Origin of the sequence: Paraferrimonas sedimenticola, from assembly GCF_002282855.1 — a bacterium.
Classification (GTDB): domain Bacteria; phylum Pseudomonadota; class Gammaproteobacteria; order Enterobacterales; family Shewanellaceae; genus Paraferrimonas; species Paraferrimonas sedimenticola.
In genome coordinates this window covers 36,376-50,453 of record NZ_NRIR01000007.1, presented here as the reverse complement: position 1 = coordinate 50,453, position 14,078 = coordinate 36,376, and the positions used below count along the sequence as shown (strand labels likewise).

General features: G+C 52.8%; 16 protein-coding genes. 8 read left to right on the top strand and 8 right to left on the bottom strand.

Annotation, left to right across the window (positions count from 1 at the left end):
* Window positions 1-70: 70 nt before the first annotated feature.
* The 4 genes from CLC93_RS12750 to CLC93_RS12735 are packed head-to-tail and all read left to right on the top strand — an operon-like array spanning window position 71 to window position 4,619.
* The gene (locus CLC93_RS12750; protein ID WP_095506363.1) at window positions 71-1,288 is read left to right on the top strand and encodes an aspartate aminotransferase family protein; all 1,218 of its coding nucleotides are present in this window, start codon (window positions 71-73) and stop codon (window positions 1,286-1,288) included.
* Window positions 1,289-1,300: 12 nt separating this feature from the next.
* Window positions 1,301-2,320, top strand: a complete 1,020-nt coding sequence (gene astA / locus CLC93_RS12745; RefSeq protein ID WP_095506562.1) for an arginine N-succinyltransferase — start codon at window positions 1,301-1,303, stop codon at window positions 2,318-2,320.
* A 30-nt stretch (window positions 2,321-2,350) separates the two neighbouring features.
* Window positions 2,351-3,811 carry a succinylglutamate-semialdehyde dehydrogenase gene (gene astD, locus CLC93_RS12740; protein WP_095506362.1) on the top strand — a complete coding sequence of 487 codons (1,461 nt, stop codon included), beginning with the start codon at window positions 2,351-2,353 and terminating at the stop codon, window positions 3,809-3,811.
* A gap of 10 nt (window positions 3,812-3,821) precedes the next feature.
* Window positions 3,822-4,619 carry a DUF1338 domain-containing protein gene (locus CLC93_RS12735; protein ID WP_095506361.1) on the top strand — a complete coding sequence of 266 codons (798 nt, stop codon included), beginning with the start codon at window positions 3,822-3,824 and terminating at the stop codon, window positions 4,617-4,619.
* Between the two features lie 78 nt (window positions 4,620-4,697).
* Here CLC93_RS12735 and crp read toward each other — a convergent pair whose 3' ends face one another.
* Window positions 4,698-5,333, bottom strand: coding sequence for a cAMP-activated global transcriptional regulator CRP (gene crp / locus CLC93_RS12730; protein WP_095497088.1), 636 nt, complete (start codon window positions 5,331-5,333; stop codon window positions 4,698-4,700).
* Window positions 5,334-5,758: 425 nt separating this feature from the next.
* Between crp and CLC93_RS12725 the strand changes: the two genes are divergently transcribed.
* Window positions 5,759-6,502: a tetratricopeptide repeat protein gene (locus CLC93_RS12725; RefSeq protein WP_169903016.1), complete on the top strand. Its 744-nt coding sequence runs from the start codon at window positions 5,759-5,761 to the stop codon at window positions 6,500-6,502.
* Here the strand turns inward: CLC93_RS12725 and CLC93_RS12720 are convergent.
* From CLC93_RS12720 to CLC93_RS12700, 5 genes are read right to left on the bottom strand one after another with little or no spacing between them, the layout of a single operon-like run.
* On the bottom strand, window positions 6,499-6,870 hold the full coding sequence (locus tag CLC93_RS12720) for a TM2 domain-containing protein (RefSeq protein ID WP_095506359.1): 372 nt from the start codon (window positions 6,868-6,870) through the stop codon (window positions 6,499-6,501). The two genes, CLC93_RS12725 and CLC93_RS12720, sit on opposite strands and share 4 nt — an antisense overlap.
* Window positions 6,870-7,091 (bottom strand): DUF4177 domain-containing protein, encoded by a 222-nt coding sequence (locus CLC93_RS12715; protein ID WP_095506358.1) that lies wholly within the window; start codon window positions 7,089-7,091, stop codon window positions 6,870-6,872. The genes CLC93_RS12720 and CLC93_RS12715 overlap by 1 nt, the downstream gene beginning before the upstream one ends.
* Window positions 7,091-7,984, bottom strand: coding sequence for a phosphoribulokinase (locus CLC93_RS12710; RefSeq protein ID WP_095506357.1), 894 nt, complete (start codon window positions 7,982-7,984; stop codon window positions 7,091-7,093). Before CLC93_RS12710 ends, CLC93_RS12715 begins: the two co-directional genes overlap by 1 nt.
* Before the next feature lie 56 nt (window positions 7,985-8,040).
* Entirely contained in the window at window positions 8,041-8,280 is a 240-nt protein-coding gene (locus CLC93_RS12705) for a YheU family protein (RefSeq protein ID WP_095506356.1), read from the bottom strand.
* Entirely contained in the window at window positions 8,274-9,248 is a 975-nt protein-coding gene (locus CLC93_RS12700; protein ID WP_095506355.1) for a hydrolase, read from the bottom strand. Before CLC93_RS12700 ends, CLC93_RS12705 begins: the two co-directional genes overlap by 7 nt.
* A 126-nt stretch (window positions 9,249-9,374) precedes the next feature.
* On the opposite strand from CLC93_RS12700, the gene CLC93_RS12695 reads away from it, so the two are divergent.
* Both CLC93_RS12695 and CLC93_RS12690 read left to right on the top strand, forming a co-directional pair.
* Window positions 9,375-9,887 (top strand): TAT leader-containing periplasmic protein, encoded by a 513-nt coding sequence (locus tag CLC93_RS12695; protein ID WP_095506354.1) that lies wholly within the window; start codon window positions 9,375-9,377, stop codon window positions 9,885-9,887.
* On the top strand, window positions 9,884-11,503 hold the full coding sequence (locus CLC93_RS12690; protein ID WP_095506353.1) for a GMC family oxidoreductase: 1,620 nt from the start codon (window positions 9,884-9,886) through the stop codon (window positions 11,501-11,503). Before CLC93_RS12695 ends, CLC93_RS12690 begins: the two co-directional genes overlap by 4 nt.
* Here CLC93_RS12690 and CLC93_RS12685 read toward each other — a convergent pair.
* Window positions 11,405-11,911, bottom strand: coding sequence for a DUF2390 domain-containing protein (locus CLC93_RS12685; RefSeq protein WP_095506352.1), 507 nt, complete (start codon window positions 11,909-11,911; stop codon window positions 11,405-11,407). The two genes, CLC93_RS12690 and CLC93_RS12685, sit on opposite strands and share 99 nt — an antisense overlap.
* On the bottom strand, window positions 11,868-13,760 hold the full coding sequence (locus CLC93_RS12680) for an ABC transporter ATP-binding protein (RefSeq protein WP_095506351.1): 1,893 nt from the start codon (window positions 13,758-13,760) through the stop codon (window positions 11,868-11,870). Before CLC93_RS12680 ends, CLC93_RS12685 begins: the two co-directional genes overlap by 44 nt.
* 62 nt (window positions 13,761-13,822) lie before the next feature.
* Here CLC93_RS12680 and CLC93_RS12675 point away from each other — a divergent pair, with 62 nt between their 5' ends.
* Window positions 13,823-14,020 (top strand): YheV family putative zinc ribbon protein, encoded by a 198-nt coding sequence (locus tag CLC93_RS12675; protein ID WP_095506350.1) that lies wholly within the window; start codon window positions 13,823-13,825, stop codon window positions 14,018-14,020.
* The last annotated feature ends 58 nt before the right edge of the window (window positions 14,021-14,078 follow it).

Here is a 14,078-nt window from a genome sequence, read left to right as displayed (position 1 = left end):
CAATACCCTCTATTATCGGTGTCTCAACATCGTCCAAGCCTCACATACAACAATCGAAAGGATGGAATAAATGACTCAGCACAACCCTGTAAGTCGCGAAACTTTTGACCAAGTCATGGTACCTAATTATGCACCCGCCAAAGTCGTCCCAGTAAAAGGTGAAGGCAGCCGAGTGTGGGACCAAGAAGGTCGTGAGTTTATCGACTTCGCTGGTGGGATCGCGGTGAACTGTTTGGGCCATTGTCACCCAGCCTTAGTAAAGGCGCTTACCGAGCAAGGCCAAAAGTTATGGCACCTGTCCAACGTGATGACCAATGAGCCAGCTCTGCGTCTTGGTCAAAAACTGGTAGACGCCACCTTCGCCGATAAAGTGTATTTCGCCAACTCAGGTGCCGAAGCCAACGAAGCTGCGCTTAAGCTTGCCCGTCGTTACGCGCTTGACCATTACGGCGAGCAAAAAGACCAAATCATTGCTTTCAAGCAAGGTTTCCACGGCCGTACTTTCTTCACCGTGACAGTCGGTGGTCAAGCGGCTTACTCAGACGGCTTCGGTCCTAAGCCTGGTGCAGTAGACCACATCGCCTATAACGATGTTGCGGCCCTTGAAGCGCTTATTAGCGATAACACCTGTGCGGTAATGATGGAGCCAATTCAAGGCGAGGGCGGCATCATCAAGGCCGATCCTGCATTCCTGAACAAGGTGCGTGAGTTGTGTGACAAGCACAATGCGCTGCTTATCTTTGACGAAGTACAAACCGGCATGGGCCGCACCGGTGAGCTATACGCCTACATGGGCACTGACGTAACGCCAGACATCCTGACCACGGCCAAAGCCCTTGGCGGTGGTTTCCCAATTGCCGCTATGTTGACCACGGATGCGATCGCCAAGAGTTTGAAAATCGGCACGCATGGCTCTACCTACGGCGGTAACCCTCTAGCCTGTGCGGTTGGCGAAGCGGTAATGGACGTGGTTAACGATCGCCAAGTACTGGATGGGGTTAAGCACAAACACCAGCTGTTTGTAGACGGTTTGAATGCCATCAATGCCAAGTACCCCATCTTTGAAACCGTACGCGGCGAAGGTCTGCTACTAGGAGCTGTGCTTAACAGCGATTACCAAGGCAAGGCTCGCGACGTGATGGTTGCTGCGGTAGAGCAAGGCCTGATGTGTTTGGTGGCTGGTGCCAGCGTAGTGCGCTTCACCCCAAGCCTAGTCATCCCAGATTCAGACATTGTTGAAGGTCTGGCTCGATTTGAAAAAGCCGTAGCGTCTGTGGCCCAAGGCTAACAGGAGCTGATGATGATAGTCATTCGACCCATTTGCAGTCAGGACCTTGATGCCCTGATGCGCATTGCCGAGGCCTCTGGCCACGGCTTTACCTCATTGCCGCTGAACCGCGAATTGCTAGAGAGAAAGATTCGCCGCTCAGAGGCTTCGTTCAGCACGGAAGTTGCAGGCCCTCACGACGAGGGGTACCTGATGGTTATGGAAGACACCGAAACCGGTGAGGTGGTGGGAACCAGTGCCATTGAAGCCGCCGTTGGGCTGGTGGATGCTTTCTATCATTACCGAGTGGGCACGGAAGTGTACCACTCGGAAAAGCTCGGGGTTCGCAACGAAGTTGAAACCCTGACCATGTGTCACGATTACACCGGCGCTGCCGAGCTGTGCACACTGTTCTTAGACAAGAACTATCGTCACTCAGGCAATGGTCGTTTGTTGTCAAAGCACAGATTTTTGTTCTTGGCGCAACACCCTCACCGCTTTGGCGAGCGAGTGATCGCTGAGATGCGCGGTGTGTGCGATGAGCACGGTCAATCGCCATTCTACGATTGGTTGCAAAAGCACTTCTTCAGCATCGACTTCCCTTACGCCGACTATCTCTCAGGTATGGGCGAGAAGTCCTTCATGGCTGAGTTGATGCCGCGTAACCCTATCTATACCTGTTTGTTGTCGCCCGAGGCGCAAGAGGTGATCTCTCGAGTTCACCCTAATACTCGTCCAGCGCTCAAGCTGCTTGAGGCCGAAGGCCTGCGCTACCGTGGTTACGTCGACATCTTTGACGCCGGCCCGACGGTTGAGTGCCAGCTAACCGATATCGTCTCGGTGCGAAATAGCCAACTGTACACGGTGCAAATCGGCGAGCCAGTGATTGATCGGGTACAAGCGATTGCCGCTAACACCAAGCTGGTGGACTATCGCGCTGCCAATTTGGAAGTGGGCCTAGACGACGGCGAAACCGCAGTGTGGCTTAGCGAAGCTCAGGCACAAGCGCTCAAAGTCGAAGCTGGCGAGCCGCTAAGACTCTTAATTAGTTAGACTTATACCCAGTCAAAGGAAAGCAATTTCATGACTCAGTTGATTAATGGCCAGTGGCTAGAAGGCACTGGCGAGGCGATGGCGTCTCACAACCCTGCAAATAACGAATTATTATGGTCGGGCAAGTCGGCCTCTCCACAGCAAGTAGAACAGGCGCTAAAGGCCGCTCGTGCCGCTCAGTTCGATTGGTTCATGATGGGCTTTGAAGCCCGTTTGGCGATTGTCGAAGCCTACCGTGAGCAGCTAGAAGCCAACAAAACTGAAATGGCGCGCTTGATTGCCGAAGAGACTGGCAAGCCGCTGTGGGAAACCGCCACCGAAGCCGCTGCCATGATGGGTAAAATCGGCCTGTCGGTGAAAGCCTATCACGAGCGTACTGGCGAGAAGCGCAGCGACTTGCCTGCCGGACAAGCGGTATTGCGCCACAAGCCACACGGTGTGGTTGCCGTCTTTGGCCCCTACAACTTTCCGGGCCACCTGCCTAACGGCCATATTGTACCCGCTCTGCTAGCGGGTAATACTGTGGTATTCAAACCATCAGAATTGACTCCGCTAGTGGCTGAGTTCATGTTGAAGCTGTGGCTGAAAGCCGGTTTGCCAAACGGTGTCATCAACCTAGTCCAAGGTATGGTAGAAACCGGTAAAGCCCTAGCTAGCTCCCATGAAATCGACGGCTTGTTCTTTACCGGCTCCTCAAAAACTGGCCACCTGTTGCACCAGCAATTCGCCGGCGACCCAGGCAAGATTCTGGCACTGGAAATGGGCGGTAATAACCCATTGATTGTCAAAGACATCACTGACATCAAGGCAGCGGTTTACGAGATAATTCAGTCGGCCTACATCTCTACCGGCCAACGATGTACCTGCGCCCGTCGTTTGTACGTCCAACAAGGTGAGCAGGGTGATGCGCTAATCGAAGCGCTAACCGCTGCGGTCAAAGAGATTAAAGTGGGGCCTTGGAACGCTGAGCCACAACCGTTTAACGGTTCTATGATTTCTCACCAAGCCGCCGCAGGCATGCTAGGGGTGCAGCAGCGTTTGCAAGTCGCCGGTGGCCAATCGCTGGTGGAAATGCGGCTATTGCAAGAGAACACAGGCCTTATCACTCCAGGACTTATCGATGTGACTAATGTTAGCGAGCTGGCCGATGAAGAGTACTTTGGGCCTTTACTGTCTGTGATTCGTTACACGGATTTTGACCAAGCGATTGAGCTTGCTAATGCCACTCGCTATGGCCTATCTGCGGGTCTGCTGGCCGATAGCGAAGACGACTATCACTACTTCTTGGCGCGCATTCGCGCTGGAATTGTTAACTGGAACAAGCAAACCACAGGTGCCGCGGGCTCAGCGCCGTTTGGTGGCGTGGGTGCTTCGGGCAACCACAGAGCGAGCGCTTACTACGCGGCGGACTACTGTGCTTATCCGGTAGCTTCGGTAGAGTCGCAAGGTTTGTCTTTACCCGCCAAGCTAAGTCCTGGCATTGAATTATAAGGAGTTCGTCATGACTCAAGCTGTATCAGAATTATTCGGACGCCTTTGGAGCGACTACCTAGCTCATACCCCATCGGCGAAGCCAATCCATCAGTTGTTGGGCAAGGGTGCCGATATCGTCAACGACCACATTGCACTGCGCACCTTTAACTTGGCGCCTGTGACTGTGGATGCGCTGGCGGAGCACTTTAAAGCCATCGGCTATGTGGAAGCGGGCCAATACGCGTTTGAAGCGAAAAAGCTAAAGGCCAAGCACTTTGAGCATCCAGACCCAACCGCACCTAAGGTATTTATCTCAGAGTTGTTGGTGGAAGAGATGCCTGAAGAGGTTCAGACCATTATCAAAAAGCTAGTGGCTCAGGTTGACCCGAAAGCCGTTAGCGCAGCTGATTTTTTGATTGGCAATCGCCCATGGCAATTGTCGCTAGCCGACTATCAAACGCTGGCGAAGCACAGCGAATACGCGAGCTGGACTGCCGCTTGGGGTTATCGCGCCAACCACTTCACCGTGTCGGTGAATCACCTAGCTGGTTTTGACACCCTAGAAGCGGTCAATCAAGCACTCAAAGATGCCGGTCACGTGCTCAATAGCTCGGGCGGTGAAATTAAAGGCTCGCCTGAAGTGTTACTCGAGCAGTCATCGACCATGGCGGACAAAGGTGTGGTTAAGTTTAGCGATGGTGAGTTGACCATTCCTAGTTGCTTCTACGAGTTTGCCTTGCGCTATCCGCAGGCTGATGGCGAGCTCTACTCGGGGTTTGTGGCGGCTTCTGCTGACAAGATTTTTGAGTCTACCGCGCAGAACTAACTGTCGCTAAAAACTCAGCGGACCTTAAAACCAAAAAAAGCCAGCGTTAGCTGGCTTTTGTGCGTTTAGCGACTCGGATTAGCGAGTGCCGTAAACCACTATAGTCTTACCGTGCGCCTGAATCAGGTTTTGCTCTTCAAGCATCTTCAAGATACGACCAACGGTTTCGCGAGAACAGCCAACGATTTGACCGATTTCCTGGCGAGTGATCTTGATTTGCATGCCGTCTGGGTGAGTCATGGCATCTGGCTGTTTGGCCAAGTGCAACAGAGTCTGTGCGATGCGACCAGCAACATCCAAGAAGGCCAAATCGCCCACTTTTTGGCTGGTGCTTTGCAGGCGGTGCGCCATTTGTGCAGACAGCTTCATCAGAATGTCAGGGTTAACCTGAATCAACTGCATGAACTTCTTGTAAGAAATCTCGGCAATTTCACAAGGGGCTTTGGCGCGAACCCAAGCGGTACGCTCAGATTGATCTTCGAACAGGCCTAATTCGCCGATGAAGTCACCTTGGTTTAGGTAAGACAGGATCATCTCCTTGCCTTCTTCATCTTTGATCAGTACCGCAACTGAACCCTTAACTATGTAGTAAAGCGTGTCAGACTCTTCGCCAGCGTGGATCAGAGTGCTCTTCGCTGGGTACTTGTGAATGTGGCAATGTGAAAGAAACCATTCCAACGTTGGATCAGGTTTTGGTTTACCGATTAGGGCCATGTCAGGGTCCTTGTGTTCTCAAAAATTAAAATTCTAAAAAGTATTCTGGGGCGTGCGTCGCGACCGTTGAAAAATCCCTTGTTTCAGGTGAAGTGGTTCGCGTGACTCAGCTCATGCTGCTTTATTTACGTGAATCGCTAAAGTATGTCAAATTTCACGCTGTGTTAACCGGAGCTATTGTTCAAGTCTGTCTTATAGTTCACAATTTCTGCAATTTTGCCAACTCAGTTTTACCTCAAAATGGGCAAAATAGTTTTGCATTATAGCCCTAAAGGGAGAGGGGAAACACTCGATTTTTTCGGCCCTAACTAGACAAAACAGATTGTCTGACTTTTACTCAAAGTAGGCGAATATTGAATCGAGGTAGGGCTATGCAGCGAGTGAACAGACCAATAGTTTGGGTTTTTGGGCTGCTGGCATCCCTGTTGACATCCGCGCTGCTCAGTTCTTCCGCATTCGCTTTTTCTATTCCTCAGCCCAAAGCCGAAGTGGTGGCATCCCGTTTGGCACTGCTGGAGTATCAGCTGGAGGACGATGACCCTCAAGCGCATTTCTTGATTGGCGTGATGAAGCTTAGCGGCCGTTACATGCCAGTGGATGTAGACGCCGGCCTCAGTCATTTGCGAATTGCTGCTGAGCTGGATTATGGCGAGTCGGTGCAGACTCTGGCCGACGTGCTATACGAAGGTAAGTTAGCGCCCAGAGACTTATTGGAAGCTGCCCATTGGTACCGTCAATTGATCCCAGTAAACGAAGGTTGGGCAAGATTTCGCTTGGGCTTTATCTATGCGGTGGGTGCACCTGGGATAGTGCGCGATTGCGGCAAGGCCATCGACCACTTTGAGCGTGTTTCGGATCTGCGTGCACAGGCTAATCTGGTGTGGGTGCTTGCCACCTGTCCTGATTCGCAACACAGGGATGGGCAGCGTGCCTTAGATTTGGGTTTGTCTTTAATCGAAACCGAGGGAAGCTCATCGACCTTGTTGGATAACCTAGCGGCGGCCTACGCCGAACTGGGTCGATTTGAAGTGGCGGTCGAGACGCAGAAAAAGGCAATTCGCCAATTATTGCTAGAGCAGAACACTCAATACTTGGCAGAGTTTGAGTCGCGCTTGGACGCTTATCTGAGCGAGCGTCCATTTCGCGACCTAGCACCGGATCTGGATTAATCCACTCCCAACAGGCGCTTCATCACTCTGAGATTGTGGTTGGCTACTACTCGCTGTGACTGAAACAGCGCCTTGAGCTCGATAACAGTGATGATACCTATGGGGATCAAGCCCCACCACAGCCCCATGACTAACCACACCGCCCCCAACAAAAAACAACACAGGTTGATAAAGCCGCGGTTGAGTTTGCCCAAGTAAAAGTGATGCAGACCAGCGATAAACAGATAATTGAGCACCGCATAAGTGTCGGGGTCTTTGATTTGGTCTTTGAGCTGTTTGTAGTAGCGCGCGCGAGTTTCGTCGGTGAGCTGGTTAACCTCACGCTCTAGCGCGTTCTTTTCGGCTTCCACTTGCTCTAGGGTCAGCATTAGGGACGACCTAAAGTGATAAGCACGGTTTCACGGCTCCAGAATAGCCAGAAGCGACGTTTTTCAATGACTTGGAATACCAACTGCCAGCCCTCAGCTGCTTGCTCGTTGAGTGTGGCCTCAAGCTTTTCTAGTGGCATACCTGATGCACCAAGAAATAAAGTGCCAAGGGCACCTTCGGCGACCTGCATAACCTTGTATTGACGATATTGAGTGCTCATTAGGACTCCTGTTGAGATTGCGCTATGTGCTGGCGCTTGCGATCGATAAGATCTTGAATTAATGGGGTGAGTAGCAGTTCCATCGCCAGTCCCATCTTACCGCCGGGCACCACCAGGGTGTTGCGCCTGGACATAAAGCTACCCTGAATCATGTTGAGGTAGTAGGTAAAGTCCACTTGTTTCATGCCGCGAAAACGGATCACCACAAAGCTCTCGTCGTGGGATGGAATGTCTTTGGCGCTAAAGGGATTGGAAGTGTCTACCGTGGGCACCCGCTGAAAGTTGATGTGGGTACGAGAAAACTGTGGCGTCATGTGATTCACATAGTCGTCCATCGAACGCACAATTGAACTCATGACTTTTTCGCGACTGTGGCCTCTATCAGCCGTGTCGCGAATGATTTTCTGGATCCATTCAAGGTTCACAATCGGGACCATGCCGATCAGTAAATCAACATGGCTGGCGATATCCACCTCTGGGGTGACCGCGCCGCCGTGCAGGCCTTCGTAATAGAGTAGGTCGGTGTCGCTTGCGAGCGGCTCCCACGGAGTGAAGGTCCCTGGCATTTGGTTGTAAGGCACCGCATCGTCAAAGGTGTGCAGGTACTTGCGGATTTCACCTGTGCCTTTACTGCCGTACTCAGAGAAAAAGCTCTCCAGGCGTTTGAAGTCGTTGGCCTCTGGGCCAAAGTAACTGATGTTGCGTCCTGATTCCTTGGCCTTGCGTATCACCATTTCCATTTCAGCACGGGTGTGCGAATGAAAACTGTCGCCCTCGACCACAGCGGCTTTAACCCCGAGTTGGCGAAACATGTGCTTAAACGCATTGGTCGTGGTAGTGGTGCCAGCACCGGACGATCCTGTGACCGCAATAATTGGGTGTTTGATCGACATCGCCGATAATTCCTTGCTATTCCAACTCTTTTTTATATGTGGCTATTGGTCTCGGGTCAAGAACCAAGCAAATCTGAGGGGGCTTTTATGGCGATGGATTCGCTCTCTTCGGCGTACTCAACCACTAGCTCTCCGCGCTTTAATAAGGCTTTTACCTTGCTGCGGGCGGCGGCTTTGCTGTCCGAGTCTAAATTGGCCAGATTGCCGTCTTCCACCTGTTGATACAGGTAATCCATGATCAGCGCGTCCAGGGTTTCCACAGGCAACTCTTGCAGGGATTGGTAGGGGATTAACACTGAGACTCTCCTGTTAAAAAGCTCAAAATGCGCCGCTCTAAATAAAATCTCGGCTTCCAGGGCGTTCCACCCTCAATAAAGCCAACATGACCACCACCTTGGCACAACTCGTACTCTACCGATTCAGATAACTGAGCTGGCGTGGGGATCACCGCGTCGGTCATAAAGGGGTCATCGGCGGCGTGCAACACCAAAGTCGGGGTGGTAATGGATTTTAAGTAGGGCAAGCCGGAGGCCTGCTGATAGTAGTGGTCGACGCCGTTAAAGCCGTGCAGTGGTGCGGTGACCTTATCGTCAAATTGGTAAAAGGTGGTTAGCTGACTGACCTGATCGTTGGCCAAAGGCATTTGCGCCGCCAGCTCTGGCTGGGCCAACTTGTGCAGTACCCGCGCTTGCAGCTGTTTGATTAAATAGCTTTGGTACACTTTGGAGAAGCCCTTCTCTAAGCGTTTGGCGCACGCAGAAAGCTGCAAGGGGGCCGATACGACGACCGCCCGTTGAATGGCGCTATTGTCGCCCTGTTCGCCGAGGTATTTGGTCAGCACGTTGCCACCTAGGCTATAACCCACCGCCCAAATTGGGCTGTCGGGATACTCAGCTTGCAAGTGCGCTAAGGTCAGTGCGATGTCTTGCGTATCGCCACTGTGATAACTGCGCGCCAGCCGATTGGGTTGCTCGGAACAGTTACGGTGGTGGTGAACCACTGGCGCTAAGCCCTGAGATTTGGCATTGGCCAAAATGCGCTTAGCGTAGTGACTATTAGCACTGCCCTCTAACCCGTGAAGAATGAGCACTATCGGTTGCTCGGGTCTTGGGTAATCCAGCCAGGCGAGATCGATAAAATCGCCATCAGGCGTGTCGAGACGTTGCCACTGCAATGGCTGCTCATTCGGCTGTGCCAGCAGCGGAACTATGGTTTGAGTGTGGGGGCTGCGTGCCCACCAAGGGGCTTTGAACGAAGGCTTCATTGATGGCCCTTGCACGCGCTCAACTGCTATCGCATTGATCTTGCTTAGAGTTGTTCTTGCATAGACTAGTTGGCGCAGGTTAGATTGCTGTTAATAGAGTAGCGGAAAACCCCAAGGTGGTACCAGATGCAGCGACGGTCTTTTTTAACGCTCGCCCTATCGGGTACTGCTGCGCTTGCCTTGGGTGTTAATTGGTACGCGCATCAGCAAGATTTTGATTACCAGCAAGCACCCAAATATCGTTTGTTACTGGGCGCCCTGATTCCTCCTTTGCTGGATGGCGTTTTACCTCAAGTAGCGCAACCCAGAGCGGCGGCGATTGAGCGTTGTATTGATGCCACCCTGGCCACTATAGAAGCTTTGCCCGAGCATCAGCGTCTTGAGCTCGAGCAACTGCTGGATTCCCTTGAAGGCCAGTTGGGTAATTTGTTGCTCGCAGGCAGTTTGACCCCCATCGCGCTGCAATCGCCCCAACAGTTAAGCGCGCTGCTACAAAAGTGGCGTGACTCCTATCTAGATTTGGTGCGACGGGCTTATCTGGGGCTGAGAAACCTGATACTCGCCAGTTACTATGCATCACCTGAGCATTGGAGTGTGTTGGGGTATTCCAAGCCTCAGTTGCCGGGGAGAAATGTATGATCCCAGATCCTTATCTTGCAGGAATCGAGTCCGGCTGGCAGTGCATCAACGCCGACACCCTTGCCGATAAAACCCAACTGACCGCCGAGGTGGTAGTGATTGGCAGTGGCGCGGGTGGCGCGAGTGCCGCGCAGGCGCTATCCGAGGCGGGTTTCGATGTGCTGATAGTAGAAGCTGGTGGGCTTAAGCGCTCAGAGGATTTTCAGCTAGAAGAGCGCCAAGCCTACCCAGACCTCTACCAACAAAGCGCCGCTATGACCAATCGCCAGCAAAGCGTTGGCATTATGCAGGGGCGCTCGGTAGGCGGCTCCACCACAGTCAATTGGACCACCTCGATTCGAACCCCAACAGCGACCTTGGATTACTGGGCTGAGCACCACAAGGTGAAAGGCTTGTCACCGCAAACCCTAACCCCTTATTTCGAAGCGGCAGAGGCTCGTTTAAGCATCAAACCTTGGCCTGTGCCACCCAACCCAAACAATCGAGTATTGCGCGATGGCTGTCAGCAGTTAGGTTGGCAAACCACTGTGATTTCGCGCAATGTCAAAGGCTGTTGGAACTTAGGCTACTGCGGCCTGGGTTGCCCGGTGAATGCCAAACAGTCAATGCTGCTCACCAGTATTCCGGCAGCGCTGGACAATGGCGCGCGCTTGCTGTCACAGGCCGAAGCCTGGCAGTTAAAGGCCAAAGACGGTGTGATCACCAGCTTGAGCGTGCGGGTGATGAATTCGGCTCGGCGGGATAGCGGCAAGCGCTTAACCCTTAAAGCTCAGCACTTTGTGCTGGCGGGCGGCGCGATTAACACTCCGGCGCTGTTGTTGCGCAGCGAACTTGAGGACCCACACGCCATACTGGGCAAGGGCACCTGTCTGCATCCCAGCTTAATCAGCGCCGCCATTTTTGACGAGCCGATTAAGGCCCACGCCGGTGCGCCGCAAAGCATCTACTCAGACCAATTTTTATGGCCTGAGGACCCTCAGCAGTTGGGCTTCAAACTGGAAGCTGCGCCTTTGCACCCTGTGTTACTGGCTTCAAAGAGCTTTGGCTTTGGCCAGTTTCACGCCGATTTGATGAAGCGCTTTAATCAGTTGCAAGCTTGTATTGCGCTGGTTCGCGATGGCTTTGGAGCTGATACGCCCAGCGGTCAGGTTCGTTTGGATGAATTTGGCCAGCCACACCTGGACTATCCGCTTAACCCGAATTTTTGGGACGCAGCAAAACGGGCGTTTTTGGCGATGGCGGAATTGCAGTTTGCTGGCGGTGCCAAGCAGGTTTTACCCATCCACGATGGCATGCCTATGTTGAATTCTTGGAGTGAGGCGCGGCGAGTCATACAGTCCACCGAACTGCAAGCCTTGCACACTCAGGTGGCGTCAGCCCACGTGATGGGCGGCTGTCCTATGAGTGAGGACCCAAACCTTGGATGGGTGAATAGCCTGGGTGAGAGTCACTACTACAACAACCTGAATGTGTTCGATGGTTCGCTGTTTCCCACTTCGTTAGGTGCTAATCCCCAGCTAAGTATCTATGGGGTTGTGGGTTATCAAGTCGAGGCATTGATTCAAAAACTCAAGGGCCAGCTCAGAGTCGACATCAGGCAGGTGCAAACTAGCTAGCAGATGTTGGCAGTGGGTTTGATTGGCGCCTTGGGTTGGTGTTTGGCTTTGATTGATGATGGCGCTGTAGCGGCGTTGCGCTAAGCGCTCATATTCCAGCTCGATGGCTTTTAGCCTTTGGTATTGGGCTTTTGGACCTGCCTTGGCCAACTGACGATGCTGGCGGATTGGCCCGAGCAAATCACGCCAGCCTGAGGCAGCGTTAACCAAGTCTTGCCATGGAACCGGGCGGTTGGCTGAGCGCCCGCAATCCAGACTCAGCGCCAGCAGGCACAAATTGACGTCCAGACCTAGCTTGTCTTGCAGCTGGTGCAAGCGCTCGGCAACCCCGTCTACCCCATAGCCAGCTTCAACAACCGGCCAGTTAACCGGCTGATGCCTGTATGTCTTCCACTTGTTGTTGCACATCGAACCATTCCATTTCGCTGTCTTCGAGACGTCCTTTGAGCTCGCCCTGGGACTTGAGTAAGTCGGTAAGCTTGTCCTTGTTAGCGGCTTCGTAAAGGTCGCTGTTGGCTAGTTGCTCATCGATATCAGCCAATTCTTGTTGCAAGCTGGCTTGCTGTTTTTCCAGTTTAGCCAGTTGCTTAGTCAGTGGCGATAGCTTTTGTCTGAGCTCGGCTTCGGCGCGTTTTTGCGCCTTGCGATCGGTTTTAGGCTTATCGGTTTTTGGCTCATTGAGCGCGCGTTGCTGGTCGAGCAGCCACTGGTGGTAGTCGTCGAGATCGCCGTTAAAAGGCTGAACCTGGCCAGCGTCCACCAAGTAGTATTCGCTGCAACAGGCACTCAAGAGGTGACGGTCGTGCGACACTAAAATCATTGCACCTTCAAAGGCTTGCAACGCCATGGTCAGAGCGTGGCGCATATCCAAATCCAGATGGTTGGTGGGTTCGTCCATTAGTAACAGGTTGGGTTTTTGCCAAACCAATAGAGACAGCACCAAGCGGGCTTTTTCACCACCGGAGAAAGGGCGCACTGGGCTAAAGGCCTTATCGCCACTAAAGCCAAAGCTGCCCAAGTAATCGCGCAATTGCTGCTCGGTGTGATTGGGCGCTAATCGCGCCAGATGAGCGATTGGCGAGTCATCCAGCGACAGTGCTTCTAACTGATGCTGAGCAAAGTAGCCAATGCTCAACCCCTGACTGGTTTGATAGTCACCGGCCATCGGGGTTAGCTCACCGCTTAGCAGTTTAATTAGGGTGGATTTACCGGCACCATTGCGCCCCAACAGACCAATGCGAGTACCTGCCACCAGGTTGAGCTTCACCTCGTTGAGTATTGGTGTCTGGTCATAACCCACCTGCAGCTTTTCCATGGTCACTAGCGGATTAGGCAGGGCATCGGGTTTTAGAAACTGCATTTTAAACGGATTGTTCGCTTGTGCTGGGGCCAAGTCCGCCATCTTTTCTAATGCTTTTAAGCGACTTTGCGCCTGGCGAGCTTTGGACGCCTTGTAGCGAAAGCGGTCCACATAAGCCTGCATGTGGGCTTTTTGTTTTTGCTGCTTTTCATATTGCGCGGTTTGTTGCGCCATGCGCTCGGCACGGGTGCGTTCAAAGCGCGAATAGTTACCCGCATAGGTTTCGCAGCTTTGGCGCTCAATGTGGATGACTTCGGTGACTATGTTGTCGAGAAAGTCGCGGTCGTGACTAATGAGTACCAGGGTGCCTTGATACTGCTTGAGCCAAGACTCCAGCCAATACAGGGTGTCTAAGTCCAAGTGGTTGGTGGGTTCGTCCAACAGCAGTAATTCCGAGCGGCACAACAGGGCTTGAGCCAGATTCAGACGCATTCGCCAGCCCCCGGAAAATTGCGACACACGGTGGCTTTGCTTGTCTTGGCTAAAACCCAGGCCCGCCAGCAGCTCAGCGGCACGGGCGCGAATCGAATAGCCGCCAATGGCGTCGAGCTTGCCGTGCAGCAGCGCGATTTTCTCGCCTTCATGGGCTTCTTGAGCCTCGGCTAACTCGGCTTCTAGCTGACGGTACTCCACATCGCCATCGATAACGTACTCCAGCGCGCTTTTCTCCAGCTCCGGTGTTTCTTGAGCCACGCTAGCCAAGCGCCAACCCGCCGGCACCGAGCACTCGCCTTTATCCAGAGCTATCTCGCCTTTTAGCAGGGCAAACAAGCTGGACTTGCCCGCGCCATTAGCGCCAACTAGGCCGACTTTGTGGCCCGGGTAAATGGTAAAGTTGGCGTCTTCCAGCAGCACGCGGGTGCCACGGATGAGCTGAGCCTGGTTTAGGGTTATCATAGGGACTTCAATACAAGCTAGGGGAGTGCAATCATAGCAAAGTTCACTGCCCGGGAATAATCATGACGAAACTAAAAAAACGATTCATTGCAGGCGCTCGCTGCCCTAAGTGCAATGCCCAAGACAGTATTATGCTTTTCATGCAAAACGGTGTGGAAACCATTGAGTGCAGCGATTGTGGTCACACTCAAACTCAAGGTAGCGACGCTCAGCAAAAAAGCGCTGGTGGCGATCTGATTGGAGTGTTTAAGCCCGAGTAACGCTCAATAAAAAAGCCGGCATAGGCCGGCTCTTTCAATTCTGCAGGATTACAAAACT